This is a genomic window from Lunatimonas sp., assembly GCF_020832325.1.
GTDB lineage: Bacteria > Bacteroidota > Bacteroidia > Cytophagales > Cyclobacteriaceae > Lunatimonas.
The window spans coordinates 36,102-61,940 of record NZ_JAFIEU010000028.1; the positions used below are offsets into that span (position 1 = coordinate 36,102).

At 47.4% G+C, this 25,839-nt stretch carries 24 protein-coding genes and 2 tRNA genes; 7 read left to right on the top strand and 19 right to left on the bottom strand.

Annotated features, from left to right (window positions below; translation table 11 throughout):
* Window positions 1-94 precede the first annotated feature (94 nt).
* The 9 genes from JJU34_RS10565 to JJU34_RS10605 all read right to left on the bottom strand — a co-directional run bounded on the left by JJU34_RS10565 (window position 95) and on the right by JJU34_RS10605 (window position 11,321).
* Complete coding sequence (locus JJU34_RS10565) at window positions 95-1,534, bottom strand: class I SAM-dependent DNA methyltransferase (RefSeq protein WP_228692327.1); 1,440 nt, start codon at window positions 1,532-1,534, stop codon at window positions 95-97.
* 9 nt (window positions 1,535-1,543) lie between these two features.
* On the bottom strand, window positions 1,544-3,043 hold the full coding sequence (locus JJU34_RS10570) for an RNA-binding domain-containing protein (protein WP_228692328.1): 1,500 nt from the start codon (window positions 3,041-3,043) through the stop codon (window positions 1,544-1,546).
* 1 nt (window position 3,044) lies between these two features.
* The gene (hsdR, locus tag JJU34_RS10575; protein WP_228692329.1) at window positions 3,045-5,426 is read right to left on the bottom strand and encodes an EcoAI/FtnUII family type I restriction enzme subunit R; all 2,382 of its coding nucleotides are present in this window, start codon (window positions 5,424-5,426) and stop codon (window positions 3,045-3,047) included.
* A 207-nt stretch (window positions 5,427-5,633) separates the two neighbouring features.
* Window positions 5,634-7,535 carry an exo-alpha-sialidase gene (locus JJU34_RS10580; protein WP_228692330.1) on the bottom strand — a complete coding sequence of 634 codons (1,902 nt, stop codon included), beginning with the start codon at window positions 7,533-7,535 and terminating at the stop codon, window positions 5,634-5,636.
* Window positions 7,536-7,624: 89 nt separating this feature from the next.
* A complete protein-coding gene (locus JJU34_RS10585; RefSeq protein WP_228692331.1) occupies window positions 7,625-8,029 on the bottom strand; it encodes a DUF983 domain-containing protein in 405 nt (134 codons plus the stop codon).
* Between the two features lie 117 nt (window positions 8,030-8,146).
* On the bottom strand, window positions 8,147-8,689 hold the full coding sequence (locus tag JJU34_RS10590) for an RNA methyltransferase (protein ID WP_228692332.1): 543 nt from the start codon (window positions 8,687-8,689) through the stop codon (window positions 8,147-8,149).
* A gap of 54 nt (window positions 8,690-8,743) precedes the next feature.
* A complete protein-coding gene (locus tag JJU34_RS10595; RefSeq protein WP_228692333.1) occupies window positions 8,744-9,904 on the bottom strand; it encodes a hypothetical protein in 1,161 nt (386 codons plus the stop codon).
* The gene (locus tag JJU34_RS10600) at window positions 9,901-10,734 is read right to left on the bottom strand and encodes a hypothetical protein (protein WP_228692334.1); all 834 of its coding nucleotides are present in this window, start codon (window positions 10,732-10,734) and stop codon (window positions 9,901-9,903) included. Before JJU34_RS10600 ends, JJU34_RS10595 begins: the two co-directional genes overlap by 4 nt.
* Before the next feature lie 8 nt (window positions 10,735-10,742).
* Entirely contained in the window at window positions 10,743-11,321 is a 579-nt protein-coding gene (locus JJU34_RS10605) for an RNA polymerase sigma factor (protein ID WP_228692335.1), read from the bottom strand.
* Between the two features lie 214 nt (window positions 11,322-11,535).
* Between JJU34_RS10605 and mutS the strand changes: the two genes are divergently transcribed.
* The 6 genes from mutS (at window position 11,536) to JJU34_RS10635 (ending at window position 15,927) form a co-directional block, all read left to right on the top strand.
* Window positions 11,536-14,136, top strand: coding sequence for a DNA mismatch repair protein MutS (gene mutS, locus JJU34_RS10610; protein WP_228692336.1), 2,601 nt, complete (start codon window positions 11,536-11,538; stop codon window positions 14,134-14,136).
* Between the two features lie 154 nt (window positions 14,137-14,290).
* A tRNA-Gly gene (locus tag JJU34_RS10615) sits at window positions 14,291-14,363 on the top strand.
* Between the two features lie 74 nt (window positions 14,364-14,437).
* Window positions 14,438-14,521 (top strand) — tRNA-Leu (locus tag JJU34_RS10620).
* A gap of 91 nt (window positions 14,522-14,612) precedes the next feature.
* Window positions 14,613-15,068 (top strand): hypothetical protein, encoded by a 456-nt coding sequence (locus JJU34_RS10625; protein WP_228692337.1) that lies wholly within the window; start codon window positions 14,613-14,615, stop codon window positions 15,066-15,068.
* Window positions 15,069-15,350: 282 nt separating this feature from the next.
* Window positions 15,351-15,572: a hypothetical protein gene (locus JJU34_RS10630; RefSeq protein WP_228692338.1), complete on the top strand. Its 222-nt coding sequence runs from the start codon at window positions 15,351-15,353 to the stop codon at window positions 15,570-15,572.
* The gene (locus JJU34_RS10635) at window positions 15,565-15,927 is read left to right on the top strand and encodes a nucleotidyl transferase AbiEii/AbiGii toxin family protein (RefSeq protein ID WP_228692339.1); all 363 of its coding nucleotides are present in this window, start codon (window positions 15,565-15,567) and stop codon (window positions 15,925-15,927) included. Before JJU34_RS10630 ends, JJU34_RS10635 begins: the two co-directional genes overlap by 8 nt.
* Before the next feature lie 262 nt (window positions 15,928-16,189).
* Here the strand turns inward: JJU34_RS10635 and atpG are convergent, their stop codons facing one another.
* The 10 genes from atpG to JJU34_RS10685 form a co-directional block, all read right to left on the bottom strand.
* Window positions 16,190-17,065: an ATP synthase F1 subunit gamma gene (gene atpG, locus JJU34_RS10640; RefSeq protein ID WP_228692340.1), complete on the bottom strand. Its 876-nt coding sequence runs from the start codon at window positions 17,063-17,065 to the stop codon at window positions 16,190-16,192.
* Window positions 17,066-17,109: 44 nt separating this feature from the next.
* Complete coding sequence (atpA, locus tag JJU34_RS10645; RefSeq protein ID WP_228692341.1) at window positions 17,110-18,690, bottom strand: F0F1 ATP synthase subunit alpha; 1,581 nt, start codon at window positions 18,688-18,690, stop codon at window positions 17,110-17,112.
* 34 nt (window positions 18,691-18,724) lie between these two features.
* The gene (gene atpH, locus JJU34_RS10650; protein WP_228692342.1) at window positions 18,725-19,285 is read right to left on the bottom strand and encodes an ATP synthase F1 subunit delta; all 561 of its coding nucleotides are present in this window, start codon (window positions 19,283-19,285) and stop codon (window positions 18,725-18,727) included.
* Window positions 19,286-19,288: 3 nt separating this feature from the next.
* Window positions 19,289-19,783: a F0F1 ATP synthase subunit B gene (gene atpF / locus JJU34_RS10655; protein WP_228692343.1), complete on the bottom strand. Its 495-nt coding sequence runs from the start codon at window positions 19,781-19,783 to the stop codon at window positions 19,289-19,291.
* 69 nt (window positions 19,784-19,852) lie between these two features.
* Window positions 19,853-20,110 (bottom strand): ATP synthase F0 subunit C, encoded by a 258-nt coding sequence (gene atpE, locus JJU34_RS10660; protein ID WP_010854327.1) that lies wholly within the window; start codon window positions 20,108-20,110, stop codon window positions 19,853-19,855.
* A 43-nt stretch (window positions 20,111-20,153) separates the two neighbouring features.
* Complete coding sequence (gene atpB, locus JJU34_RS10665; RefSeq protein WP_228692344.1) at window positions 20,154-21,182, bottom strand: F0F1 ATP synthase subunit A; 1,029 nt, start codon at window positions 21,180-21,182, stop codon at window positions 20,154-20,156.
* Window positions 21,183-21,200: 18 nt separating this feature from the next.
* Window positions 21,201-21,587, bottom strand: coding sequence for a hypothetical protein (locus JJU34_RS10670; protein WP_228692345.1), 387 nt, complete (start codon window positions 21,585-21,587; stop codon window positions 21,201-21,203).
* A 14-nt stretch (window positions 21,588-21,601) separates the two neighbouring features.
* Complete coding sequence (locus JJU34_RS10675; RefSeq protein WP_228692346.1) at window positions 21,602-21,820, bottom strand: AtpZ/AtpI family protein; 219 nt, start codon at window positions 21,818-21,820, stop codon at window positions 21,602-21,604.
* Window positions 21,821-21,844: 24 nt separating this feature from the next.
* Window positions 21,845-22,213 (bottom strand): polymer-forming cytoskeletal protein, encoded by a 369-nt coding sequence (locus tag JJU34_RS10680; protein ID WP_228692347.1) that lies wholly within the window; start codon window positions 22,211-22,213, stop codon window positions 21,845-21,847.
* Between the two features lies 1 nt (window position 22,214).
* On the bottom strand, window positions 22,215-23,084 hold the full coding sequence (locus JJU34_RS10685) for a M23 family metallopeptidase (protein WP_228692348.1): 870 nt from the start codon (window positions 23,082-23,084) through the stop codon (window positions 22,215-22,217).
* A gap of 190 nt (window positions 23,085-23,274) precedes the next feature.
* On the opposite strand from JJU34_RS10685, the gene JJU34_RS10690 reads away from it, so the two are divergent.
* Window positions 23,275-25,839, top strand: a complete 2,565-nt coding sequence (locus JJU34_RS10690) for a tetratricopeptide repeat protein (RefSeq protein ID WP_228692349.1) — start codon at window positions 23,275-23,277, stop codon at window positions 25,837-25,839.

The following is a 25,839-nucleotide window of genomic DNA, read 5'->3' on the forward strand; positions in this document are numbered from 1 at the left end:
GTCGTACCTCCTCGCAATGACGTTCTATAGTTTGCTTTTTGTTGCTCCTCGCAATGCCGTGAAAAAAGCAGGTTTCTTGGTTCGCATGGACGTTTTATTTTAAAGCTTCGGTCAATACGTTGATAATCTCCTCCTGAATGGCGGAGATCTTCTTTTCGGTGGCTTGGTACTTTTTCAGCAGGACTTCGGGACTATCGAGGTCATCGGCTTCCTGATGGGGATTTTTCATATCGAGGTTGAAGCCACGAGCGGCGATTTCTTGGGCAGACACCTTCCAGGCATATTGGCTGTAGGCTTCGTTTTCCCGGTCATTCCACCAGGCTTTTTCGAGGTCGAATTCTTTGATATGGATGGGTTTGCCTTTGTTGTAGCTCTTGACTCCCTCGGGATAGGGATGCTCGAAGTACCAGATATCCTGAGTTTGTCTTCCTTTTTCAAAAAAGAGCAGGTTGGTCTTGATGCCCGTATAGGGATTGAAGACGCCATTGGGTAAACGGACGATGGTATGCAGGTTGCAGCGTTCCATCAGTTCTTCTTTGATGCGGGTTTTCACACCTTCACCGAAGAGCGTCCCATCCGGCAGGACCACGGCGCACCTTCCTCCATCCTTTAGCAGGCGGATAATCAGGGCCAGAAATAGATCGGCGGTTTCCTTGGTGCGAAACTTCTGAGGGAAATTGGTCTCCGTCCCGTCCTCTTCCACCCCACCGAAAGGCGGGTTGGTGAGGATAATGTCCACCTTGTCACTCGCTCCCCAGTCTGCATAGGGCTTGCTGAGGAGATTATCTCTCCGCACGGCAGGCACATCAAAGCCATGGAGCATGAGATTTGTCGTGCATAGCAAGTGGGGGAGGGGCTTTTTCTCGATGCCACGGATGGTAGATTGGAGGTCGCGTTCGTCTTGGTCGTTTTGGACGAGTTGCTTCTTGTGATCGATCGCACAGGTCAGGAAGCCGCCTGTACCGCAAGCCGGGTCGAGGACCGTTTCCTTGAGTTGGGGATTGACGATATCGACCATGAATTGGGTCACTGCACGCGGGGTGTAATACTCTCCCGAGGAACCCGCAGACTGCAATTCCTTGAGGATGGTTTCGTAGAGGTCGTTGAAGAGGTGACGGTCTTTGGAACTGTTGAAGTCGATTCGGTTGATCTGATTGATTACCTGACGGAAAAGCGTTCCGTTTTTCATGTAGTTGTAGGTGTCCTCAAAGACCGAGCGGATGATTTTGGCCTGAGGGCTGATGCTGATGTCCAATTCCTTGAGGGCCGGAAAGAGCTCATTGTTGATAAAGTCCATCAGGGCATCGCCGGTGAGGCCCTCCTCGTTGGCTGCCCAGTTCTGCCATTTGAATCGCTCTGGAATTGGGCTTCGGTAGTCGTCGATGGTGATTTCCCATTCTTCTTCTTTATCGGAAAAAATCTTCATAAACAGCATCCAGACCATTTGCGAGATGCGCTGCGCATCGCCGTCGACTCCTGTGTCCTTCCGCATGATATCGCGGATGCCTTTGATATTGGTGGTGATTGTGGTCATTAGGATGATTTATATATTTCTATCCTGTTTATCTTTCTTGAGTAGTTGTAAAAAGGCAATTCCCCGATTAGTTATTCGATATTGTTGGTTTTTACTTTTGGGCTTTTCCGGGATTGTCCATTCGATTAATGACTTTTCCAACAAGTTATTCAGGGTCTTTTTCAATGGTCCTGAGATGTTTTTTTGCCCCAAGTTTGAAGCTATTCCCTTGGTGTTAATATCCTTAGTTGAAATTACTTTTATAACTTTTGTGAAAAGAGACTCGTGCTCTAACTCGTGCTCTAACTCGTGCTCCAACTCGTGCTCCAACTCCTGTTGCAACTCCTGTTGTAACTCCTGTTGCAGTAAATAATGGGTATTTACAAAGCTCACCCTAAAAGCCATCCCAGGTTCGCTCCAGTTGAGCTTTATTTCCGGATATTCTTTTAAATCATCCGCTATCAGCTGCAATCCATTTCCCCATTGTTCAATCAGGCCGAGTCGTTTGAAAACAGGAGCAAGTACTTTATTTCTCACGTCAGACTGTCCGGCAGACATCTCGTCAAAATCTACCGAAGGCATCAACTTGCCAGGACTCGTGATTTCCATTTTATCGTCAAAAATGGCAATTTTTATGTCTTTCCCGGTGAGTGAATAGTCTCTATGGATGACTGCATTTCGAATAACTTCACGTAGCGCTATGATGGGGTATTCCCAGCGGTCGTTTCTGTAAACACCATCATAATTTTTAGTCCCTTCAGAAATATGACGTTTCACAAAATTCAAGGCTAGCTCGGCATGGCCAATAATACTGCCTGAAAAAGATTTTTGATCTATAAAATTACCCGGTTTAGTTCCTTTGAACCGGGGGCATTCAATTTTTGCATTGGGAAAAAGCTGCTCTTTAAGTTTATCATTTGAAAGAAGAATAAGTGCATTAGAAGCTCGCTTTTGCCCCTGTTCATCGACAATAAGATCGAGTTTTTCAAGAACATTCTCGGTTAATTCTTCCTTTGTTTTCTCCTTAAAGAAAGTCGCGAATTCATCCAAAGCTAATTCCCGAAAATCTTTTGAATAAGTGAGTTCCGCATCAAAAGAGATATTAGCAGCCAATCTCTCCAGACGCAGTATGGTATCCCTATCACCTAATCTATTGGATGAACCTACGCGAACAAAAGTACCGCCCTCTTTTCCTTTATTTTTTAAAAAGTAGGGAGGGTTATTTCCTCTATGGATGTACACTCTGATGATGTGCTTACCTTCTTCTGTAAGGAATGAGACCTCTGGTTGAACAACAGGCGTGCAGGAGTCATGGATAATGTTGCTGATTTTATTTTCTACTCTGTCCAATTGGTTCTCAGAAATCCCTACCAATTCTCTGGGATTGTTTTTGATTCCAATAAATACCTCTCCACCTGCATCGTTTGCAAAAGCAATCACTGTCTTGGCAAAGTCTGCATTGGAAGGCAATTCTTCTTTGAACTCCAGCCTCCTCCCCTCAGGCAATTTTATCTTATCCGCTAATTTCAAGTTATGCCGATTTATAAATTTCCTTTTCCAATTCCTTAACGGCCTCCTCAAAATCCTTTCCTTTTCCAAAAGCACGTACCAGTTCCACCGGTGAACCTAACTGATTGAGCGGCTGTACCTTCAGCACTGAACCCTGCTCGATGGTGGTGATTCCCTCTTGCTCATACTTATCCAAAAGCGCATGGAGTACGGCTTGGGCTTGTTCCCCATATTTGGCAAAGTAATTCCGCTTGCGCACTTGCTCGGCCCGTTCCCTTCGCGTGAGGGGAGGCTGATCAAATGCCACATGGCAGATCAAATCAAAGTCGTCCAATTCTTTTCCGACCTCTTCCCGGAGCGCTTCCAAGAGAATCCCCTGCTCGGCCAGTTCGGCCAAAAGTACTTCTTTTTTCTCAGCATCTGTCCAGCGCTGTATAAACTCATCGAGTGAACCGAAACGCTGATCGATGTTCTTTCGGGTGTAATCCTTGAGCGACTCGGTTATTAATCTTCCGTCGGCGCCAAAGTATTGAACCCGTTCGTTGATCACGGTCACAATGACATCATTGACATAGTACTTTCTCGGTTCGGCATCCGGATCCTCTTCGTCAATGCGTATGTCCGGCGGAGGAGATTTTAGTCTAGGTCTTTCTGGTTCGCCCACGGTAATTCCATCGTCCTCCTCTTCATATCCCCCCTCTTCCGGCGGTACAGGAGAATCCTCTATTCCCGGTTCATAAATCTGCACGGGCTCTCCATCAAAATCCGGATCGGCAAAAAGGTTGGTGGCTTTTCTGAAATCCATGATGGTGAAAAAAAGCTTTCCCTCTGCTTCTCGGATTCGGGTACCCCTGCCGACGATCTGCTTGAATTCGGTCATGGAACCGATGTTGGCTTCCAGCACGATCAGCTTGACCATTTTGGTGTCGATCCCTGTAGTCAGCATTTTGGAGGTAGTAGCAATCACAGGGAAGCGCTCTTCCACGTCGGTAAAATTGTCCAGTTCCCGTTTGCCCACTTCATCGTCGCCGGTGATCTTGACCACATATTGAGGATAGTTAGAAACCAAATCTGCATTGGCATTGATCAGGGCTTGGCGCATGCGTTGGGCATGCTCGATATCGATGCAGAACACAATCGTCTTGGCAAATCGATCAGTGGCTTTGAGAAATTCGGTGATCTTCTCAGCAATGACTTGAGTTCGCTGATCGATGACCATTTTTCGGTCATAGTCTTTCAGGTTGTATATCCGATCTTTGATCTCGTGCCCAAATTTGTCCAGCATCCCTGAAGTGGGTCTCCAGCCCTCGTCCAGATTGGTGGTGATTCGTACTACTTTATATGGAGCCAAAAATCCATCCATAATCCCTTGTTTGAGGGAATAAGTATAGACAGGCTCTCGATAATAATCCATATTGGAAATATCCTTGGTTTCCTTGGGAGTAGCGGTCATGCCGATTTGGGTAGCCCCTTCAAAATAATCTAAAACGTCCCTCCAGGCAGAAGCTTCGGATGCCGAACCCCGATGACACTCATCCACCACGATCAGATCAAAAAAGTCCCTGCTGAATTCCTTGTAGGCGTTTTTCTCTTCCTCGTTGCTGGTAAGGCCTTGGTAAAGCGCGAAGTAGATTTGGTAGGACTTGTCAATCTTTCGGTTTTTGATGATGTGCATGATATCATTTCCGAAAGGGGAAAAGTCTCCGTTTTTCGTCTGGGTAAGGAGGGCATTCCGGTCTGCTAGGAAAAGAATCCGCTTTTTGATCCCAGCTTTCCAAAGTCTCCAAATCAGGTTGAAAGCAGTGTAGGTTTTGCCTGTTCCGGTCGCCATGACTAGCAGGATCCGATTTTGGCCTTTGGCAATGGCTTCAATCGCACGATTGACCGCATTGGCCTGATAATACCGCAGATTCATCCCCGAATCATCCGTGTAATAATCCTGCTCCACTACCTCTCTTGCCTGATGCGTCTCAATTCCTTTGTGCTTCAAATACTTTTCCCAAAGCTCCTCTGGAGAAGGAAATTCGTCCATTGTCAATTCTCTTTCCCTTACTTCCAGATTGGTCTTGTCATGGAATACAAAAGAGTCTCCATTGGAAGTGAAGACAAAGGGAAGCTGAAGGATTTCTGCGTATTCTAATGCCTGCTGCATCCCCGAACCGACCCCTTTTTTATTGTCTTTCGCTTCGACGATGGCTATCGGAATGTCTTTTTTGTAGTACAGAATGTAATCCGCTCGCTTTCTTTTACCTCGGGTGTGCAATGAGCCTTGGACGATGATTCGTCCATCGGTAAAAAAGACCTCTTCTCGGACCTGCTTTTCGATATCCCAGCCCGCTTTTTTCAACGCTGGTGTGATAAACTTGGTGCAAATATCCCGCTCAGAAAGGCTCTTTTTGTACATGATGAAAAGTCGGAAAAAACGATTTAAGTCTAAAGATAAGGCATTGAGCCAAAAAACCTGAATTAGCACCTAAAAACGTGCTTCAAAAGGAGCGATATCACAGACCTCAGTACAGCGGGAATACCGTCTTTTAGACAATCCGTTAGCTGATTCCGCTCCTTTCCAGACGAACTGACCACCTCATATATTCCCTTTAAATGCGGTACCTTATTCCTTCTTCAGGTGCTGTTGATTTGCGATGGCCTCGGTCACCAGCAGGGGCCGGTTGAAAACACGTACTTGGATCACTTCACCGCTCAACTTGGTGCCGATCTGTAGTTCGGAGGATCCCTGTGGACTCTTGAAATAGGGACTAAATCTTCCCCAGCCAAACTGCCGCTCATCGCCGCCGTCATTGAACACGCCATCCACCACAAATGAGATGATCTTGGGCCCTCCGTCCACTATAATGCTCGCTACGTGCTCTTTACCCGTTTTCAACGTCCCCGGATCGCTGTCCCATACCGCACGTGTTTGGCCATCGTTCATCTGGATCTCCAACGTACCCCTCTCGGAAATGGCAACCCACCACCCTTTACCGGATGAATCCCGTGCATCCAGCAATACCTGGCCTCCCTTCAGGCTAGCTAGCGTGAACCATAACTCTAGGGTAAACCCAGACCTAACATTCAAACCCCTAAAATCAGACGTATTGGGATCTTGTGAACGAAACGTGGGCATGCTCGGAGCAGGGACCACCTGGGGAAATCCACCGCCTTCATACTTCCAGTTTAGAATCAGGCCTTGCTCGGTATTGGATTTGTTGTCAGGTTGCCCCCAAAGTATCTCCAAGAATTTAGGGTCGATTTTATGTAAACGGGCAATGTCTTTTTGGGTTTCCGTGATATAATAGTTTCCCTCTTCTTCTACTAAATCTGGATAGCTGATTCGGATCAGGGGGTCATCATCATACAGCAATACCTCCGGCTGTGACCAACGAATTACCTTTCCCTTCTCACTGTCGACCTCTATACCTCCCGATACCCATACCGGGTTCCGGTCGTTGTAGCCGATTGCGCTGGGATTTGGATGTTCTCGGATAAACCTTCCTCCGTGGTTGTGAAACCAGTACAAATACTTGCCATTTTCAACCTTCCAGGCAAAGTTGGCTGCCCTCGGGTTCTTCATCAGCCTTCCGTTCGCAAACCTCATGTATTGGGGTGCATCCCAAGTCCTACCCTCATCCCGACTGTAGCTGTATACCGGATGGCCATCAAGGGACCGGTACACCGCGAAGAAACTTTCGTCGCTCAAAATGGAATAACTATGCTCTGCAGCGATTGGCCCCCCACCGGCAGGTGTCCGTAGACCGATGTCGCCATCCGGTAGCGTACGCCAAATGGCATCCCTTGGATCCTCTACGGCAAAGAGGTTTTCGCTCTGCAGCAGTACGCCCTCGTTGGAGGTGAAAAAACCTTCACCAAAACCGCCCACCTTGGTAAGCGGCACGAATGCGCTCCCTTTGTGCGCGAATGCCTTCCCAACGTTCCAAAAGAAACGAATCGCACCTCCATACACATTGTTCCTGTCGATCTCAAACTCCCTTACGGGTATAGTGATCCTATCTTTTGACCAGGTTTTGCCGTGGTCGTCCGAATATTTGAACACGAAGTACCCCTGACTGTCCACCCTCCGCACAATGCCATCCCTATATGGTGGGTTATCACCTTTTATTTCCCTTACGTTGTCTGTATTGTGGTTATAGAAAACGAAAATACGGCCGGATGGAGCCTTCAACAGCACCGAATAGGAGGCTTCCGGTCCATCACTAGGTTCTATTTCAACCATCGCTTCCCAAGTTTTGCCCCTGTCGAGACTTCGCTGACTGATGATGTGTTGTCCCCGGTCGCCCTCGTGGCCCAGGCCGGTAGTCATGACGCACAGCCACGCGCCGTCGTCGGTTTTTAAGATATACGGTTGGTCGCTGTACGTCTTATCGGGAATGATGATACCATTTTGGAGGTTGCGCCAGTCGTCGGTCTGCGCAAGCAAATCATAAAGAGGGTTTGCTAAAAAAACAACAATGAAAAACAACCTAAATAGTATGAACAGGGAAAGTGTCTTCGTCATATTCAATGCAGTTTTTTTGAAATCGAATTAGGGATTTTTGTGCGGGGTTCATCACGAGGTTACCGTGCAAATCCTTACCAATGGGAATTTCACACCTTTCTTCTCCACACAAAAGCGTACAACATAAGCACTTTGGAATACCTCACATTCCACGGCGTGAATAGGACTGCGGGGATAAAGATCATCAAATAGTAATGCCACAATTTGGGACTTTCGAAGATAAGGTAGGTGAGCACGCCAAATACTACAAAAATGGCTACTCCAAACGCGTAGGTAATAAACAGCGAGATTTGATAAAAGCCGGGTTCAGGCATGAAGTCATAGCCACAGACTGCACACTGTTTATTCAACTCGTTAAAGTTCCGCATATCGAGGGCACTGGATCTGAACATTTGCCCCCGGGTGCATACCGGACACTTGCATCCCAGCAAAGACGGAAACAAAGCGGCTCTTTCCTTCGTCCTATCTATCTTAGGTGAATTCACGTTTTGCATGGTATCTATTCTTTTGAATGTGGAAGCAAAACTGGTTCAGTAGCATTACGGGATAGATTCAGGAGAAGACCCGTTACCTGGCAACCTCGCGCTCCTTGGCTAATAGATGCTAAAAGGTCAATCCTTGTCAAATATCCTCATTTTACCACCAATATCCCACAGGGTGATCCCAATGCTCACAGAAATATTGAAAGAATGCTTGGTGCCCAGTTGGGGGATTTCTACCACATGGTCGACTTCGGCCACTACTTTTTCGTCTACTCCGAAGACTTCGTTTCCAAATAGCAAAGCATGGGTAATTCCGGGCTGTGGCTGAAAGTGATTGAGGGAGACGCTGTGAGAAGCTTGCTCCAAGGCCACAGTCTGAATACCCTCCTGTTTTAGCTTCTTGACCAGTTCCAGGGTATCGGGCACATGTTCCCATTCTACCGACTCGGTGGCGCCTAGCGCAGTTTTCTGAATCTCCCGGTGGGGTGGTTTTCCGGTAATGCCGCAGAGGTATACCTTTTGGACACGGAAGGCATCCCCGGTACGAAAGGCAGAGCCTACATTGTTGAGGCTGCGGACATTGTCCAGTACCAGGATCAACGGACTTTTTTCCACGGACTTGTACTCCTCCACCGACAGGCGGTCCAGCTCGTCCATACTCAATTTCTTCATGCTTCTATCGCGTTTTCCGGACGCAAAGATAACAGTATCGACCTACAAATGGAGCTATTCATCCACTTGGATCCGGTCCAAGGCTTGTTCCATGGTCAGCTTCCCGGCATTTAGGTCCAATAGATCCCTCACATCGACGGTTAGGTGTACAAGTTCGGGAAGTTCGGCGCGTGGGTATCCCGCAAATCGAATGCTGAAGACCAATTTTTCGTCTTCTCCCAAGCTTTTGAGGGTTCGGCCGTAGGTGAGCATGTTTCCTTTTAGCTCTTCGATAAACTGCGGATATTCCTCTTTTAGTTTCTCCGAATCCGGCTCCTGGCTTCCAGCACTCCCCATTCTATCCCGCATAATAAAGCTATACATACTTTCATCCGGTCTCGTGAGCATATTGAGGTGGTAGATCACCCCAAAATCAGGGATGCGGTCGTAAAATGCATATCCGGTGTAGTAAAAGGTCTCGGAAAGGTCCGGACGGTATAACCGGTCGAAGATATTGGCCAAAAGCTCCAAATCCTGCTCACTGGATTGGTCTCCGCCGGCAAAGCGTATTTTGGAACGCATTTCTTCCCGCGTAATCTGTCTATTTTGGTACGCGATCAAATCCCCGAATACGACCTCGGCGGCAAAGCGTTGCTTCCGTCCGGTGACATTGGATGCTTGAAATTGAGGCACGAAGCGACCACCGGAAATAAAAGGCGAGCGTTCTTCCACGATTTTGATCCGGTCTTCGGGACCCAATTGGGTGATGAGGTGGGCGTAGTCCAGAAAGTACTCCACAACAAGCTCCTTAGAGCGCAAAGTACGCGCCTGCTCCACGCTATCACGGTCCAGTGGTTTGCCCGTCCTAAGCGTATTCATTCGAGTGCTGTCCAATAACGAACGTCCGATACGGATTTGTGATCCCTGCTGGGGCACAGTTCCTGAAAAAGACCTCGCATTAGTGGTTGGCATAAATTGAATGTTGGGTGCTACCGATACGGAGGCATGGGCCGGCAGGGTCATCATTACCCCGTAGCCGCTGAGGTATTGGGCTTGCCGTCGATCGTCCCGACGGCTGACCAGAAATTCCTGATCCGGCTCAAAGAGGCTGTTAAGAATCGCACTGGCCACTTTCAGTTCCCGCTGCATGCGCTCGCGGTCGATCTCCTGGCTTATGGCAAACTGGCTGGTTCCGGATAGGAATACCAGAAGGAAGATAATCATGCTCGATTTCATGGCTGCTTGGGTGTAGAGGTGTCTGATTCAGCCAGCAAGAAGATTAGGAGGTCATTGATTTCTTGCTGCCGTTGTTCGTTTTCGTATTGCATTCCATTCAGTCTTTCCAACAGAAATACCAGATCTTCCTCGCGAAGCTGTTCGAGGGTCTGCGAGAAATCCTGTAGAAGAACTTCGGTATACTGCTTTTGTACCAGCGCAACCTCTTCCCAGTAGGTAGCAAGTTGGAGGGCCTGTTCCTGACGGGCGGCCTGGAAGTACGCATCCATGCGCCGTTCCAACCCGGGTCCAATCTGACCGATCCACTGCTGCTTTTCATCCCGTAAACGCTGGTCCAGTTTCCGATCAATGATTTCCTGCACTTGGCGAAGCAATGAGTCGGAAGGAGAAGCTTCATAGGTACCTCGTGGGCTTTCCGCTCTTTCCTCTGCTAGCGTGGTTGCCGCTACCATTTGGGGGGTTGGAGGCATTTCACGTATTCCGAAGCTTATATACAGGCCGTCGCTGCTCCACTGTAGATGGAGCTCCGTTGCCCTGGCCGCCACCATCAGACACACCAGGGCAATCACCAGGGTAGCAGCATACTGAATGGGCTTGGGAATGGTGCGTCGCACCGGTCGGGTAGTTTGGGGGAGTTCCGGCAGTGCCATGGGTGGAGGGCTTTTATCCTCCAATCCTTTCAGGCGCTGCCGAAGGGAGGCAAATTGCTCCAGCTCCCGTCTTGCATCGGGGTTGTTTTGGAGGTATTGGGTCACCTGTAGATGCGTCTCGGCGTCCAGCTCACCGTACAGATAACCCATCCAGGTCGTTTCATCAGGGACAAAGCTCATAAGCGGTATCATTTGGGGTGGTAGGAATAACCACTCAGCGTTTCTTTTAAGTGTTTGAATGCGTAATACAGGCGGGATTTTGCAGTGTTTTCCGAGATACCCAAGGACTCGGCGATTTCTCTAAATTTCAGTCCCTCGAATTCCTTCATAATCAACACCTCCCGCTGCACCTCCGGCAGTCGCAAAATGGCCTGTTGCAACTGAAACGCTGCCTCCTGCTGAATCATTTGCTGCTCCGGATTCGTGTTGTTACAGGGGAGGTCCATGGCTTTCCTTGCTGCCTCACTGGACAGGTCGGAGAAAGCAGGGTCCTTCCTGCGGCGCTTTTGGTGTCTACAGTTGTTTGCCAAAATGGTGTAGAGCCAAGACCGGAATTTTTCCGGATCTTGGAGGGTTTCGATTTTATGGTGCACCGCAATGAAGGTTAGTTGCGATACCTCCATGGCAAGGTCGTGATCCCCCAGAAATTTCAGCGCGTAATTGTACACCCGGGTATACCAATCGGTAAGCAGTTGGCTTTTGGCAGATGAGTCACCGGACATCGCTCTGGTTACTAGGATAATATTGACGGTCTGGCCGTAGATCATTGGGGTTTGTAGTGCGGGCTGTATGGGTTCGTTTGATAGTAAGATGCCGCAGCGGTAAAAATAGTTTTATTTGCGCAGATTATTTTTTGGAGAAAGGCTCGGGGGAATATTTGGTAGCCTTGGGAGAGCTGAAGGGAAGGACTGGACCCTACCATTTTTCTTTGTGGGATGGATCGAGTAAATTCAGGGTTTCATTTACGATCAATACGGATTTATGGCTAAAGCAGCAGTGAAAGAGACTCCGCTCATGAAGCAGTACAACGCCATCAAGGCCAAGCACCCCGGTGCCTTGCTGCTGTTTCGGGTGGGAGATTTTTACGAAACGTTCGGAGAGGACGCGGTGAAGGCCAGCAAAATATTGGACATCGTGCTGACTAAGCGGGCCAATGGGGCAGCGTCTCATATTGAATTGGCCGGCTTTCCACATCATTCCTTGGACACCTACCTGCCCAAACTGATCCGGGCAGGCAACCGGGTAGCCATCTGCGACCAATTGGAGGATCCCAAGGAAGTCAAGGGCATTGTAAAGCGCGGCGTGACCGAGCTGGTTACTCCCGGGCTTTCGTTTAACGACAATGTGCTGGACAAGCGGCGGAACAACTTTCTGGCTTCCATCTATTTTGACCGGGAGGCCTTGGGCGTCGCCTTTCTGGATCTCTCTACCGGGGAGTTCATGGCGGCACAAGGGCAGCCAGCCTATATCGAGAAGTTGCTGCAAAGCTTTAGTCCCTCCGAGGTGATCTACTCCAAGGCGGCAAAGACCCGTGCGGCTGAATTTCTGAAAAGTGACTTTACGACTTTCCACTGCGAGGATTGGGTATTTCAATACGACTATGCCTACGAGCGCCTTACCCAACATTTTCAAACCAACTCTCTCAAGGGCTTTGGAATCGAAAACCTCCCCCAGGGGATCGTAGCCGCAGGAGCGATTCTCTATTATTTGGAGGAAACCGAACACAAGGAGGTAAAACACATTGCCTCCATTTCCCGCATTGCGGAGGAAAAATACGTGTGGCTGGACAAGTTTACCATCCGCAACCTGGAGTTGATCCACCCGCAGCAAGAGGGTGGCGTGCCGCTGATCCAGATTTTGGATCACACGCACACACCCATGGGCAGTCGGATGATGAAAAAGTGGATGGTACTCCCTCTCAAGGAGAAGGAACCGATCGTGGAACGGCAGCGGATGGTGGAGCACTTCTTCCAAAACCCCGCTTTTCGCGAGGAGATCGTCTCTCACCTAAAGCATATCGGGGACTTGGAACGTCTAATTTCCAAGGTTGCCGTGGGGCGCATCAACCCCCGGGAGATGAATCAGCTCAAAAAGGCCTTAAAGAATACGCTCCCCATCAAGACACTGCTTAGTTCGGAGAACAACAGGTCCCTGAAGAAGCTGGCGGATCAGCTCAATTCCTGCGAATTTTTGCTTGAAAAGATAGACAAGGAGCTGATGGAGGATGCGCCCATGCTTACCCATCAGGGTGGCATCATCAAAAACGGTGTGGACGCCGATTTGGACGAATACCGAAAGCTGGCCAATTCCGGTAAGGACTACCTGGTACAGCTACAGCAGCGGGAGGTGCAAAAGACCGGCATCAGTTCCCTCAAGGTAGCCTACAACAAGGTCTTCGGCTACTACCTGGAAGTGAGCAATACCCACAAAGACAAAGTGCCCCAAGAATGGATTCGCAAGCAAACGCTTGTAAATGCGGAACGCTACATCACCGAGGAGCTCAAGGTCTACGAGGAGAAAATCCTTCATGCGGAAGAGCGGCTGATTGCTTTGGAGCAAAAATACTTTAACCTCCTGGTGCAGGATGCCACCGATTACGTGTCGAGCATTCAACAAAACGCCCGGATCTTGGCAACCTTGGATGTATTGCTATCATTTGCGCAAGTGGCCGCAGAGAACAATTATTGCCTGCCCAAGATGGCCGACACGGAATCCATCGAAATCAAGGATGGCCGACATCCGGTGATCGAGAAGCAATTGCCGATCGGTGACGCCTACGTGCCCAACGATATCTTTCTGGACAATGCCACGCAGCAGATCATCATCATCACGGGCCCCAATATGGCGGGTAAGTCAGCCCTGTTGCGGCAGACGGCCCTGATCGTACTGATGGCGCAGATGGGAAGCTTTGTACCTGCCTCTTATGCCCGTTTGGGCATCATTGACAAGGTATTCACCCGGGTAGGTGCTTCAGACAATCTCTCCAAGGGTGAGTCCACTTTCATGGTGGAGATGACAGAGACAGCCAGCATTCTCAACAACCTGAGTGATCGAAGCCTGGTACTTATGGACGAGATCGGCAGGGGCACATCCACCTATGACGGAATATCCATCGCCTGGTCCATCGTGGAGTACCTGCACAACCAACCCAAGTGTCGGGCCAAAACGCTCTTTGCTACCCATTATCACGAATTGAATCAGTTGGCAGAGGACTTTCCCAAGGTAAAAAACTTCAATGTCTCTGTGAAGGAGCTGGGCAACAAGGTGATTTTTATGCGGAAGCTGGAAAAGGGAGGCAGTGAGCACAGCTTTGGGATTCATGTAGCCCAGATGGCCGGTATGCCGAACCCGGTGGTACTGCGGGCAGCGGAGATCATGAAGCACCTGGAAAAGGACAAGGACCTCAAAGGGCAGCGCGACAAGATCAAAGATATGCCAAAGAATAATTATCAATTGAGCCTTTTTGAGATGGATCCCAAATTTAAGGCGGCACAGGAGATGCTGGATGCGATCGATATCAATACCATCTCGCCCGTGGAAGCCTTGCTAAAACTGAACGAAATCAAAAAGACCCTCGGCTAGGGGTATGTTTCCCCCTAAAAATCAAAGAGGTACTCGGAAGGGTGTCGACTAATTACAAATATTTGCTTGGAAATATTGCCTTTTATAAAAAAGCAGGTAAATTTGCATTCACATTAAGGGCGCATCGTACGGTTGCGTTTTTTGAATCTTAAAAGCGAAAGTAGCTCAGTTGGTAGAGCACGACCTTGCCAAGGTCGGGGTCGCGAGTTCGAATCTCGTCTTTCGCTCTGCTAAAGCCCTCTACCAAGGGCTTTATTCTTTATGGGCCCTTTAAATTGAAGGGATACCTAAAAGAAAAAATGCCGGGATGGTGGAATTGGTAGACACGCAAGACTTAAAATCTTGTGACCATTTGGTCGTGCGGGTTCAAGTCCCGCTCCTGGTACACTGATTATAAGTAAGTTAGGCCTTTCAGAAATGAAAGGCCTTTTTTTTGTTGCTCAATAGCCTCTAAGTCTATAGAAGATTTAGTTGAGATGCTGTGCACATCGCTGCTGGATACGGAAAAGTGCGAATCAGGGCAGTTCAAGGCACTATACCACCACAGGTGGAGCGAAGAGAAAGCCTACAAACTGCTCAAGTCCAGGGCAGAGCTTGAGAAGTTCTCCGGAAAGACCGCCAGGGCAGTCCGTCAGGATTTCCATGTCAAGGTATTGGCCATGACCATGTGCTCCATCTACGCCCATCCGATAGAGGAAAAAGTAAGGATGGAATACAGGGCGGACAAAGAGCGAAAACATGACCATAAGATCAACAGAACCCATACACTGGCGTCATTTATGGATCTGCTGATGCCGATGTTCCTGAAAAGAAAATACAGGCAGGCAGTAGAGGCATTTGAAGATACCGTATACAAAACCCGGGAAATCATCAGACCCAATCAGTCAGAAAGGCGGGACAAGAAGCCCAAAAAACCCACACATGAATTATAAGCCAATTTGATCCTTAACTAGACGACATTGAAATAGCTTTAGTCAAGGTGGGATCAATCAAAAATATGAATACTTGCAATTTTAGGACAACATCTACGGCAACATCTTGAATGATATGAAAGAATACTGATGGACTGTTATTCCATTAAAATACTGAAAGCATGATATAAAACAGACTATTTGACACCATATTTTGCATGATTTTTCAATAATAAAATTGACAGTTCTAATCACAAACGCCATGGTGAGTTTGAACTTGGTGGTCGAAAGTTCTTTTTCCACATGAAGCCAAAGTTTCCCAAAAAGGTAACCCCTGAGTTTCTACTGGTTGACTTGGTCAATAATTTAGACACGTTGGCCGAAGACAAAATGGCTGTGCTTTCAAAAGCGAAAGAAAGAGCAGCAACACTCGATCCTGTTAAGTTGAAACGGACTGTATCAGCCTATGGAGGCTCACGAGCAAAGAAGGTTTTTTCGCCTATTGTAGAAAAGCAACATGCCTGAACAATATCTGCATGAGCGCAAAGATTTTATTGATCTCCTGAGAATTCTCGAACAAGAAACGGGCATCCAAATCCAATTGATCGAAAAAGATTACTGGATCATGCATATGCTGTGTGGCCTCAAAAAGCAAGGCTTTGAATTTGAGCTCAAGAGTGGAACGTCCCTGTCCAAAGGATATCATATTATTCACCGCTTTTCTGAGGACATCGATATTCATATCAAAGCCCCTGCTCATTTGGGTGTTAATGAGAATCCAAAAAGCGATAAACCTAAAGCCATACAATCGAGAAAAGACTTCTATGACTGGTTGGCCGAATTAGGAGCGTTCTATTTGCGCTTAACCCTTAAAACCTAGAAAGCCTTTAGAAAAACAGTTGTGGAAAACCGCTGACAAGCTTCGGAAAAATATTTGGGTTTGAACCAGTCCCGCGGGTCACCTGTTTTTTCCTTTAACCAGCATCGATTGCATTCCTTGCTAACCCAACTCCACCAATTCTTAATGGCTGAAGTGGAAAAATGTACCTGTGACCAAAAAAAATCGGAAATGATAAAAAAAACCCCACCAAAATTTTCAAGTTCTGGTAGGGTTAATGTACTAGCTCTTTTAACAACGGTTATTAATCACTGCTTTCCAGCGCCTCGGCACCCGCCACAATCTCCAGGATCTCGTTGGTGATGGCTGCTTGGCGGGTACGGTTGTAGACCAGTTTCAATTGCTTGAGCAAGTCGTTGGCATTTTCAGTTGCCTTATCCATTGCCGTCATCCGTGCACCATGCTCGGAGGCATTGCTGTCCAGAATGGCTTTGTAAAACTGAATTTTCAGCGAGTTAGGCACCAATTCCTCGATGATATAATCGCGGGAAGGCTCTACGATGTAGTCCTGCTGGCTAGCAGCGGCATCTACCACTTCGTTCTGCTCGATGGGTAGAAACTGCTCGGCTTTCACCACTTGGGTAGCCACATTCTTAAACTCGTTGTATACAAGGACCACCTTATCAAACAATCCCAGTTCAAAGGCGTTCATCACATGTTCTGCTGCCACCTTTACCCGATCAAACGAAACATCTGCAAAAAGCAGCGCATAATCATCTATAATCGGGTAGGAACGTTTCTTGAAATGGTCGAAGGCCTTCTTGCCAATAGGCATCACCGTGATCTGCTTACCTGCGTAGGTCGTTTCCAGTTCGAGAGAAGCTGCTTTGATCACATTGGAATTGAATGCACCGCAAAGTCCTTTGTCGGAGGTAATGGGTACAAAAAGTACCTTCTCCACTGTTCGCTGTTGTGCGTATACGATATCCGTGCTGCCCTCAGATCCTGAGGAAATATTGTTAAGTATAGCAGTCAGCTTCTGCGAATAAGGCCTCATCTGGACAATTTTGTCCTGTGCCCTACGCAGCTTCGCCGCAGCCACCATCTTCATCGCTTTGGTAATCTGCTGGGTCGAGCTGACCGAATTGATTCTTTCTTTTACTTCCTTAAGGTTCGCCATGATCGTTTACTGTGCCCTTGATGTACGTTTATTCCCATTAGGGATTAAGCTGACGCGTATTTGGGTGCCAACTCGGCCGTAGCTTTCTTTAGCAACTCGCCGGCAGTATCCAAGTCTCCTTTACGGATAGCGGCAAGCGCATCTGCATACTGTGCGTTTACCAAGTTATAGAAATCGCTTTCAAAAGCTTTCACTTTTTCTACCGGAATCTTGTCCAAGAAGCCCTTAGTAGATAGGTAGATGATTGCCACCTGAAGCTCTACCCGTACCGGTGAGTACTGCTTCTGCTTTAGGATTTCTTGGTTTCTTCTACCTCTTTCAATGGTTCGCTTGGTAGTAGGATCTAGGTCGGAACCGAACTTGGAGAAGGCTTCCAGTTCACGGAACTGCGCCTGATCCAGCTTTAGGGTACCGGCTACTTTCTTCATTGCCTTGATCTGAGCATTACCCCCTACACGGGATACGGAAATACCCACGTTGATCGCTGGTCGAATACCGGAGTTAAACAGGTTGGTTTCCAAGAATATCTGTCCGTCCGTAATGGAAATCACGTTGGTGGGGATATACGCAGAGACGTCACCTGCTTGGGTTTCAATGATCGGCAGAGCGGTCAAGGAACCGCCACCTTTCACCAACGGTCGAATCGACTCAGGAAGGTCGTTCATTTGGCTGGCGATTTCATCCGATGCGTTGATCTTTGCGGCACGCTCCAATAATCTGGAGTGCAGATAGAAAACGTCACCGGGATACGCTTCACGTCCCGGAGGTCTTCTCAACAGCAGAGAAACCTCACGGTAAGCTACTGCTTGCTTCGAAAGATCATCGTATACCACCAAGGCAGGTCTTCCGGTATCGCGGAAGAATTCGCCGATGGCAGCACCGGTAAATGGTGCAAAGAACTGCATAGGAGCCGGATCAGCGGCAGCAGCACTTACGATAACGGTATACGGAAGTGCTCCGCCTTTTTCCAAGGCAGCCACAACGTTGGCGACGGTGGAGGCCTTCTGTCCAACGGCTACGTAGATACAGAATACAGGCTCTCCCCTGTCGTAAAATTCTTTTTGGTTTAGAATGGTATCGATCGCTACGGCGGTTTTACCGGTCTGACGGTCACCGATGATCAGCTCCCGCTGTCCTCTACCGATCGGAATCATGGCATCAATGGACTTGATACCTGTCTGAAGCGGCTCGTTTACCGGCTGTCGGTAGATAACGCCCGGGGCTTTGCGTTCCAAAGGCATCTCGTAAAGTTCACCGGCAAGGGGTCCTTTTCCGTCTATGGGCATACCCAAGGTATCCACAACGCGACCCAACATGCCTTCGCCCACTTTAATGGAGGCAATCTGACGGGTTCTCTTTACGGTATCTCCTTCTTTTACTACCTTGGAATCACCAAACAATACCGCACCGACATTGTCTTCTTCCAGGTTCAACACCATGGCCTTCATGCCGCTTTCGAACTCAATCAATTCACCGGCTTGGGCTTTGGAAAGTCCATAGATACGGGCAACACCATCACCTACTTGAAGGACGGTACCCACTTCTTCCAGTTCCGCTTGAGTCCTGGCTCCGGAAAGCTGCTCTTTCAGGATAGCCGAAACTTCATCAGGTCTTACATTTGCCATTCTTATATCGAATTATAGGGTATACTAGTATCAATTAAAATTTCTTCTCGTAAAGGTTCTGGGTGAAGTCCAGTCTCAGCTTGCGAAGCTTGCTGTGGATAGACTCATCGTATTGGCGGTCATCCACCTTCAGCACGAATCCACCGATCAACTTGGCATTTACCTTTTCGATCAGCTCTACGCTTTCCTTGCCAGAGATGTCTTTCACGATATCCACAAACTGCTTCCGAAGCGCTGCGTCGATGGGAAAAGTAGTGGTTACCTCTGCCAATTGGATACCCATTTGGATATTGTACTGTCGGTGAAATTCACGGGCCATTGCTGGCAGAAAGGATTCTCTTCCCTTTTGGGATACCAATTTCACAAAAGTTAGGGTCAATTCAGACGCACTGCTTTTGAAAATAGCCTCCAACACGGTCAGCTTCTTTTCCGAGCTCACAATGGGGCTTTTCAGCATCGCAGCCAACTCCGGGTGAGCTGCTTCTAGCTCCAGGAGTTGGTTCATATCTTGGTGTACCTGGTCTAAAATGCCTTTTTCGACAGCCAGTTCCAGCAACGATTTCGCATATCGGGAGGCGACTCTAAATTCGGACATGCGTTAGTTGAGTTTAATTTCCTTTACGAATTCTTCTACCAATTTCTTTTGCTCAGGTTCTGCAGACAATTTTTGGCGCATCAACTTCTCGGCTATCAGCAGGGAAAGCTCGGCTACCTGGATTTTAACATCCGTGAGAGCTGCTTCCTTTTCTGTCTGAATTTGCGCTTTGGCTTCGGCTACCATTTTAGCCTCTACCTTGGATGCAGCCACGGTGGCTTCTTCCATGAGTTTGGCAGCGTATTCATTGGCAGACTTTAGAATCTCGTCCCGTTCAATTCTGGCCTCCTGAAGGATTTTCTCGTTTTCTGCCACCAAGTTAGCCATCTCTTTTCTGGCTTGTTCGGCTGACAAGAGGGCCGTTTCAATGGTACCCTCTCGTTCTTCCAAAGCAGAAAGAATCGGCTTCCAGGCATATTTAGCCAGGATGATGAATAGGATGGCAAAACCAATCGTTTGCCAGATAATCAAACCTAAATCAGGACTAATCAGATCCATAACGCTATATTTCTTCTTGTTTGTTCAATGTGAAAAGAGGGACTGGCCTATCGCCAATCCCCCGATTTTTTAGAAAGTAAGGTTACCGTTCAATGCAATCAGTAGACATACTACCACTGCAAACAGGGAAACCACTTCAATAAGAGCTGCGATGATCAGCATGGCAGTCTGGATTTTTCCAGCAGCCTCTGGCTGACGTGCAATTCCTTCCATGGCTTGTCCACCGATACGACCGATACCAAGACCTGCGCCAATCGCTACAATTCCGGCACCAATACCCGCACCCATAAGTGCAAAACCGGCAGTCAATAATAATGAAGTTAACATACGTGTGATTTATTTATGAATAATTGAACAAAGAAATTCCAAATCAATGATGATCGTCATGCGCATGTTCCGCTACAGCGGCACCGATGTACATGGCAGAGAACAAGGTAAACACATACGCCTGTATAGTGGCCACCAATAACTCAATGATATTGATAAATACCACCATAAGCGTACTTGCCACCCCAACTGCATAGGACTCAAACACGAATATCAACCCGATAAAGCTCAGTATAACGATGTGCCCCGCAGTGATGGCCACGAAGAGACGGACAGTTAGTGCAAACGGCTTGGTAAACAATCCGATGATCTCCACCGGCACGATAATTAACAACAGCGGCAAAGGTACGCCCGGGGTAGCTACCACGTGCTTCCAATAGGCCTTGTTTCCGTTCAGGTTGGTTACCAAGAACGTGATAATCGCCAAGGTGACCGTCACAGCGATGTTTCCGGTTAGGTTAGCCGCACCGGGCATCAGTCCCAGCAAGTTGCCTATCCATATAAAGAAGAATAGCGTCAAGAGGTATGGCGTGAACTTCTTGTATTTAGGTCCGATATTGGGAATGGCGATCTCGTCTCTTACGAAGATCACAATCGGTTCGACGAAGGAAGCGATTCCTTTGGGAGCCTTGTTGGGGTTATTTTTATAATGTTTGGAGGCAGATAAGAGCAAATAAAGGGATACTGCCAAAACCAAAAAGAGCATAGCTACGTTTTTGGTAATGGAAAGGTCGATAAACGACCTGCTTTCATCCACTGCCTTTAACTTGTCGTGTTCGTCTATGAAATATCCGTTATGTTCTTTCCCAAAATGATGGGTTTCCGGATCCAAAAAGGCGGAGGAAGAATAGAACTCAAAGCCGCGGTCGGAGGAGTAAATGATGACGGGAAGCGGTAGTGTGATGTGGGTATGTCCTATGGTAGCGAAGTGCCATTCATGGGAATCCTTGATATGGTGCATGATGAAACTTGTCTTGTCTTCATCTTCACCGGAAGCAGCTATTGCCTGTGCCGAAAAAGTCAGAAAAAATACTGACAATAAGGCAGTTAAGCATACAAATTTGCGGACCATCAACTTCTTTTGTTTTGCCTATTTCAAATGAAGGCGCAAATTAGTTATTAAGCTGTATATATCAAACAATAAGTACAACAAATAAATGATAAAGAAATTAACGACAAACCAAAGTAAATTTTCATCTTCTCCCCATAAAAGCACAAAAACAAACAGCAGACTGACTATTAATCTGAAAACCGTGCTACCTAAGATTATAGACACAGAATTTAATTTGTCGTTTTTTAGTAAATGTATTGAAAACATGCCAGTTATCGCCGTCAGTATGGCAAAGAAAAACGTGATCGCCCAGATCTGACGGTGAATCCAAGGACCGGGTGCCAACCATTGCAAAGCAACAATAGCAAGAGATACTAACAGGGTTACTACGACCAGTTGGATAAGCAGTGTTTTGTAGCTATGCATAGCGGTACATGGTTTCAGTCGCGGTTGGGAGGAAGGCTTTTGAACAGTTGGTAAAAGGCTATCAGGGTACCTAAGAATGACCCTGTGAGTAACCAAACCGGAAAGCTGTATGACGTTTGGGCATCCAGTCGATGACCCAAGTAGCCTCCAAGCCCGATAAGAGCCATCATTTGAAAGGCCAATCCGATAAAACGGATATAGTCCGGAGTATTCTTTTGGGGGGGGATTTTCAAGAGAGAGTATGCTTAGGGGGAGTGCTATTCGGACCTTTCGCCCATGTTGCACTTTCCGTTTAATTCCGCTCCGTTTTCAATAATGAGTTTTTTTGTATAGATATCTCCAAGAATGACTGCGGTCTTTTTTAAAAATAGTGCCCCACTGCACCTGATTTCTCCCTTTACATGACCGGAGATTTCAATTTCCTTAGCAGAAAGGTTCCCGTGAACCTCAGCCGACTCCCCTACAATGATTTTATTCTGGGATTCCAGTGACCCCTCTACGGTACCCTCGACACGAATATTTCCCGGGGTGGCGATATTTCCGACAATGACCGTCCCTGCAGCGACCAAGTTGCTGGAACTTACCATTTCAGTTGTCTTGTGCTTATCTTCCTTATTGCTTGCCATATTAGTCGAACGTAATGAATTCCTGGGGATTCAGGGGGTTGCCTTTGTACCATAGCTCCAAGTGCAAATGCTGTCCTGTGGTCAGTTCACCGGTATTTCCGATGATAGCCACGATTTCTCCTCCCCGTACGGCATCACCAACAGACTTCAATATTACTGAATTATGTTTGTAAATAGAAATCAGCTCATTCGAATGCTGAATTCCTACTACATAGCCTGTCTCCAATGTCCAGGACGCAAAAATCACCGTACCCTCCGCAATGGCTTTGATGGGCTCATTTTCTGCGGCCACGATATCCACACCAAAATGATTATTGGACGGAGTGTATCCGCTCACCACCACACCTTTTAGCGGGGGAAAGAAATAAGTATCCGCAAAAGCACTATTGCTGATTCGGCCAAAACTGCTTTCATCCAGCGGCATAGACTCAAATTCACTGATGACACTTAGGGTAGCATCGCTGTATTTGTACAGGTCTATCTCGCTGCGGTTTACCTCCAATTGGGCCGGTTCTTGGTCCAAGATGGTATCCTCCGGAATTTCACCGCCTGAAATAATTTGCTGGATGTTTTTGACATAGCGGTCTTTGGCCTGCACTTCGAGGATCAACGAATCCACCACCTCAGAAAGCTGGTAAATACGCGCTGTATTTTCTGACTCGATGTAAGCAGGATCAAACCAACGGGCCAGCAACGACTTGGAAAGTACCAGGGATATGCCGAAGGAGGTAATAAGCAACAGAAACAACAATAAAGCGATCCGTATCTTCGTAATACTGATAGACGTGATCACCGAGAAATCCTCCTCCCTTCGGATTACGAAAAGAAATTTGGTCTCAATCCAATCGTTTAGTTTCTGTTTTAAGCTCAATGTATGCGTGTTTGAATTATCTTGGAAGTGCAAAAATAGGATATTAATAGAAGTCTTTACATATTTATTTTAAAAGAGGTAATTTGCAGGCACTTAAATCCAGCCGAAGTTGAGAAGTTGTACGCTATATCGTGTCCTTTTGTTCGTCATCCTGTTAGGCAGCTCTTGCACATCGCAAAAGAATACCTTCGTGAACAGGCTGTATCATAACACAACGGCCAAATTCAACGCGTATTTTCTGGCGCTAGATAAAATACGCGAGGTGGAAGCAAATATCGAGTCCGAGTACGAGGAGGATTACTCTCAGATATTACCCGTTTTCTATCCCATCGACAGCGCAGTCATCGAATCCAACAAGGAAGCCCTCATGCAGGCGAGGGACTTGGCCTCCAAGGCCATAGATTGGCACCGCATCAGCAAGTGGGTAGATCCCTCCTACTACCTATTGGGCAAGATCGACTATTACCAGGGCAACTTTGACGAAGCCCAGAATACCTTCAAATACCTCAACGTAAACAGTAGTCAGAAAGATGTAAGGCACCTGTCCCTAGTTGGGTTGCTACGCTCTTTCATAGACCTGCGAAAATTTGACGATGCGGTATATGTCATGGATTTTTTGTCCAAGGAAGATGGTATCAGTGATGAAAACCGCTTTCTGCTTTATCAGACGCTGGCTTACTATTACGAAGCCAAAGGAGAGACGGATATGGTCGCTCCAGCGCTGTTTCGCGCACTGGAATTTGCAGACGATAAGAAGATGATATCCCGGATGAATTTTATCCTAGGGCAACTCTATCAGCAAGCCGGATTGGATGCCTTTGCGTATGAATATTACCAAAAAGCAATCAGCGGAAGCCCGAATTACGAACGCACGTTCTTTGCCGTCCTGTATTCACAGCAGGTAGCTGAACTCAGTAAAAGTAAGGACCTCCGGCGCGTAAGGGGATATTACGATGATTTGTATAAGGACCGAAAAAACCTTGAATTTCGCGATGTGATCCTCTATGAAAAGGCCTTGTTTGAATACAAACAGGATGAAAAAGAGGAAAGCATCCGCCTGCTTACCCTTGCAGCCAAGGAACCTACTGACAACCGGCGACAAAAGGGCTATATCTACGAAAAGCTCGCTGATATTTACCTCCAAGACTTCAACGATTTCTTGACCACCAAATATTACTTGGACAGTGCATTGAAGCAATTCCGCGAGGGCGACAGAAACTACCAATCCCTCGCTGCCAGAAAAGAGATTTTTGATCAGTATGCATTGAATTTCGAGTTGATCCAGGCCAATGACAGCCTGATTTCGCTAAGCCGGCTATCGCCCGAACAGCAGGAAGCTTATGTAGACGAATTTCTGAAAAAAGAGGAGGAGCGCCTGATCCGGGAAGCGGAAATGCAGAAAAACAAAAAGCCCTCCAGTATCTTTGACAACTTATTGGCTTCGGCAGGCGGTGGATCGGGTACCTCTTTTTACTGGGATAACCCCACCGCCATGTCGCAAGGGGCCATCGAATTTAACCGCATATGGGGCAATCGGCAATTGACAGACAATTGGCGAAGAAGTGCCCGTGGCTTTCAGGAGTCTACTAACCCGGATATGGTCCAGGATATGGATGATCCGTCGGACAGTGGAGACCAGGAATTGACCTCTGCCATGGCTGCGCTGAACCTTCCGGACAGGGAAAGCCTCCTCTCCCGAATACCCAAAGACCAAGCCACTATAGACCGTCTGGTAGATGAGATGGAAGATGCCTACTTTAATTTAGGCAAACTGCTGTTTTTTGATCTCAAGGAGCCAAAGCTTTCCATTTCCTATTTGGAAACTCTCGTGAGCCAATACCCAAATACCGTAAAAAAGCCGGAAGCCTATTACACGTTGTATCTGGCAAATAAAGAGCTGGGACTAGACTTTGACCGATACGTGACACTTTTGAACCGGGAATTTCCCGAATCGCAGTATACCAAGTCTGTAAATAATCCCGAGTCGGTTTCTGGTACACAAGCAAACTTTGAGTCTTCTCAAAACTATGCGGCAGCCTACCGTCTGTACCAAGCAGGCCAATATCAGGCATCGAGAGAACTTCTTAGAACCACCCTGAATAGCTATCCACTCACCAAGAACACGGATAGATTGTTGATGTTGGACATCATGAACACCGGTAAACTCGGCAACTTGGATGATTATAGGGTCAAACTGGAAAACTACATGCTAAATGCCGCTGATCCAGCATTGATAAATTTGGCAAGGAAAATGCTAGATGGCATAGGCGGCGGGGAAACTATAGATGAATCGATCGCCGATGCGAGCCAAGATATGGAAGAGGAGCTCGAAAGTGAGGAAAATGAAGCGGATGAAGATACGGAGGAGGCAGGCGATGAGCAGATTTACCGCGTAAACGAATCACAAACCCATGTCTTTATCCTGGCAATGGAGCCACGTGCAGCGGCTGAATCGAAAAACCTGACAGCAGACTTGGAGAAGTTCCACGGAGCGAATTTCCCCAATGACAGATTGCGCACAGGTACCATCGCCTTGGATAGGGAAAACACCATCGTAATCATCAGTCCCTTTTCAAACGCGGAAAAGGCACAGGCATATCGGACGCAGTTTTTAAATTCTTTTAACACGGAAAATCTACCGGAGGAGGCAAAAATCAGTAGTTTTGTCATTTCTATAGAAAATTTCCAACAACTGAATCGACGCAAAGACCTAGAGGAATACAGGACCTTCTTCCGAAAGTCTTACACTAAATAA

Coding starts and splice junctions, on each gene's coding strand:
- atpF (WP_228692343.1), bottom strand. CDS start 19,783: ATGGATCTGATTAGTCCTGATTTAGGTTTGATTATCTGGCAAACGATT.
- JJU34_RS10580 (WP_228692330.1), bottom strand. CDS start 7,535: ATGACGAAGACACTTTCCCTGTTCATACTATTTAGGTTGTTTTTCATT.
- JJU34_RS10630 (WP_228692338.1), top strand. CDS start 15,351: ATGAAGCCAAAGTTTCCCAAAAAGGTAACCCCTGAGTTTCTACTGGTT.
- atpE (WP_010854327.1), bottom strand. CDS start 20,110: ATGTTAACTTCATTATTATTGACTGCCGGTTTTGCACTTATGGGTGCG.
- JJU34_RS10680 (WP_228692347.1), bottom strand. CDS start 22,213: ATGGCAAGCAATAAGGAAGATAAGCACAAGACAACTGAAATGGTAAGT.
- JJU34_RS10605 (WP_228692335.1), bottom strand. CDS start 11,321: ATGATCTACGGCCAGACCGTCAATATTATCCTAGTAACCAGAGCGATG.
- JJU34_RS10595 (WP_228692333.1), bottom strand. CDS start 9,904: ATGAAATCGAGCATGATTATCTTCCTTCTGGTATTCCTATCCGGAACC.
- JJU34_RS10565 (WP_228692327.1), bottom strand. CDS start 1,534: ATGACCACAATCACCACCAATATCAAAGGCATCCGCGATATCATGCGG.
- atpH (WP_228692342.1), bottom strand. CDS start 19,285: ATGTCCGAATTTAGAGTCGCCTCCCGATATGCGAAATCGTTGCTGGAA.
- atpG (WP_228692340.1), bottom strand. CDS start 17,065: ATGGCGAACCTTAAGGAAGTAAAAGAAAGAATCAATTCGGTCAGCTCG.
- JJU34_RS10600 (WP_228692334.1), bottom strand. CDS start 10,734: ATGAGCTTTGTCCCTGATGAAACGACCTGGATGGGTTATCTGTACGGT.
- JJU34_RS10625 (WP_228692337.1), top strand. CDS start 14,613: ATGCTGTGCACATCGCTGCTGGATACGGAAAAGTGCGAATCAGGGCAG.
- JJU34_RS10670 (WP_228692345.1), bottom strand. CDS start 21,587: ATGCATAGCTACAAAACACTGCTTATCCAACTGGTCGTAGTAACCCTG.
- JJU34_RS10635 (WP_228692339.1), top strand. CDS start 15,565: ATGCCTGAACAATATCTGCATGAGCGCAAAGATTTTATTGATCTCCTG.
- atpA (WP_228692341.1), bottom strand. CDS start 18,690: ATGGCAAATGTAAGACCTGATGAAGTTTCGGCTATCCTGAAAGAGCAG.
- JJU34_RS10590 (WP_228692332.1), bottom strand. CDS start 8,689: ATGAAGAAATTGAGTATGGACGAGCTGGACCGCCTGTCGGTGGAGGAG.
- hsdR (WP_228692329.1), bottom strand. CDS start 5,426: ATGTACAAAAAGAGCCTTTCTGAGCGGGATATTTGCACCAAGTTTATC.
- JJU34_RS10585 (WP_228692331.1), bottom strand. CDS start 8,029: ATGCAAAACGTGAATTCACCTAAGATAGATAGGACGAAGGAAAGAGCC.
- atpB (WP_228692344.1), bottom strand. CDS start 21,182: ATGGTCCGCAAATTTGTATGCTTAACTGCCTTATTGTCAGTATTTTTT.
- mutS (WP_228692336.1), top strand. CDS start 11,536: ATGGCTAAAGCAGCAGTGAAAGAGACTCCGCTCATGAAGCAGTACAAC.